2 protein-coding genes and 1 pseudogene are annotated in these 1,926 nt (G+C 67.9%); 2 read left to right on the top strand and 1 reads right to left on the bottom strand.

Annotated elements, in window-relative coordinates; all coding sequences use genetic code 11:
* Nucleotides 1–232: 232 nt before the first annotated feature.
* Nucleotides 233–1,234, top strand: a complete 1,002-nt coding sequence (locus ABZV38_RS40270; protein ID WP_356333911.1) for a fatty acid desaturase — start codon at nucleotides 233–235, stop codon at nucleotides 1,232–1,234.
* Nucleotides 1,235–1,330: 96 nt separating this feature from the next.
* Here the strand turns inward: ABZV38_RS40270 and ABZV38_RS40265 are convergent, their stop codons facing one another.
* Entirely contained in the window at nucleotides 1,331–1,642 is a 312-nt protein-coding gene (locus ABZV38_RS40265) for a hypothetical protein (protein WP_356333909.1), read from the bottom strand.
* A gap of 70 nt (nucleotides 1,643–1,712) precedes the next feature.
* Here ABZV38_RS40265 and ABZV38_RS40260 point away from each other — a divergent pair.
* Nucleotides 1,713–1,926 (top strand): annotated as a pseudogene (locus ABZV38_RS40260) (transposase family protein); the annotation flags it as partial.

Genomic DNA, 1,926 nt, shown 5'->3' with positions numbered 1-1,926 from the left:
GCACATACGTTGCTGGGCAAGGTGAGGTGGGTGGAACGTCAAAAGGCGTGCCAAAGGAAATTCGGTCCCCCGGCGTTCACACCCTGGACATCGGCGACGACCTGCACGGATGCCGTCCGGTGGGATCGTATGCCGTGGGCTGGCGAGTGTGCTCGAAAGCGCGCACAGGTGCGCATGATCCCGGCCGGTCCGGCACCACATCCGAAATGGCTCGAGCAACGGCGAGGAATCGATGAACCCGAGCGACGCTGACCGTGCTGAACAGGCCGTCGCCGAACGCGACGCCGAGACCGCGGCCGAGTTCAAGCCGCTGCTCGACGCCCCGCAGACGGCCGCGGCGGGGGTGGCGATGTGGATCTTCGTCGTCGGCCCGCCGATCTGCCTGATCGCTGCGGCGCTGTTCGTGTGGGGATGGGGCCTGTCCATGCTGGACGTCGGCATGGCGGTGGTCGCCTACCTCGTGTCCGGCTTCGGACTCACGGTCGGTTATCACCGCCTCTTCACGCATCGCTCGTTCAAGGCACGGCGGGGCCTGCGGATCGCCCTGGCCGTCGCGGGTTCGTTGGGGGTCGAGGGTTCACCGGTCCAGTGGGTGGCGAACCACCGCCGCCATCACGCCTTCGCCGACCGAGAGGGCGACCCGCACTCGCCCTGGCGCTACGGGACCGACACCCGCGCGCTGCTCAAGGGGCTTCTCCACGCGCATATCGGGTGGATGCTGAAGCGCGAGCTGAGTAACCGTGCCAGGTTCGCGCCCGACATCGCCGCCGATCCCGACCTGCGGCTCGTCGGTCGGTTCTTCGGGTTGCTGACCGCCGTCTCGCTCCTGTTCCCGGCACTGGTCGGCGGGCTCGTCACCGGCACCTGGACCGGTGCGCTGACCGGCTTCTTCTGGGCCGGCGTGATCCGGATGGCGCTGCTGCACCACGTCACGTGGTCGGTGAACTCGGTCTGCCACGTCGCGGGCAAACGCCCGTTCATCAGTCGGGACAAGGCCACCAACTTCTGGCCGCTCGCACTGCTGTCCTTCGGCGAGAGCTGGCACAACTCACATCACGCCGACCCCACGGGCGCGCGCCACGGCGTCCTGCCGGGCCAGCTCGACCCGTCGGCACGCCTCATCTGGGTATTCGAGAAGCTGCGCTGGGTCCACGACGTGCGCTGGCCGAGCGCGGACCGTCTCAGCGCCCGACTGCTCCCCGAAGCTGCCGGCCCGCACCAGCCCGCCGTCTGACACCAAACTCACGAGGCGGCGAGAGCTGCACTCCACGACCCGTACGGGCACGCCGGCGGCCGGAAGACCGGCCGCCGGCGGGATGGAGGCGGGGAATCAGATGAACGCGCGCTTGTCGGCGTCCAGACGGTGCGAGATCCGTATGACGATGAACTCGTTGTTGTCCGCCTGCCCGCGGTGCGGCCGGACGAGAACGGGAAGTTTCGCTTGGGCTGGACTGGCCAGTCCCACCCGAAGAGAGGGCCCGTTGTCGGGCGTGTGCGTCGGTTCAACCGTGCCGGTATGGCCTTGGGTTGGCAGCCTGGTCGGTGAACTGGTGGCACCTGCTCCACGGGATGCCTCGGACTTACTGAGCTTTGTCAGCAGGCCCACCGATCGGGTGATGGTGCGCTGGTCAGAGACCAGCACAGAACGGACAAGGCTCCTCGACGGTTGAGCGAGCTGTCTGACGTCTCAACTCTCGGGCCGAGGAGCCTCGTTGGTTACGCATCCTGCCGCACTGGACCTGCCCCACGCGCTCGTTGAGTGGGTGACGATGCTGATCGTCACCCGGGAGGGTGACCGCCGCTGCAAGCTCCGGCCCTCGCAGCGAGCTCTCGTCGCGCTGGTGTACCTGCGCAAAGCACGACACCCTTGCACAGATCGCGGCCGCATTCCGGATCAGTGTGGGCACCGCCCACGCCTACGTTCGA

Origin of the sequence: Streptomyces sp. NPDC005181 (genome assembly GCF_040608395.1) — a bacterium.
GTDB lineage: Bacteria > Actinomycetota > Actinomycetes > Streptomycetales > Streptomycetaceae > Streptomyces.
The sequence above is the reverse complement of the archived record's forward strand: the minus strand, read 5'-3'. Positions and strand labels throughout refer to the sequence as shown.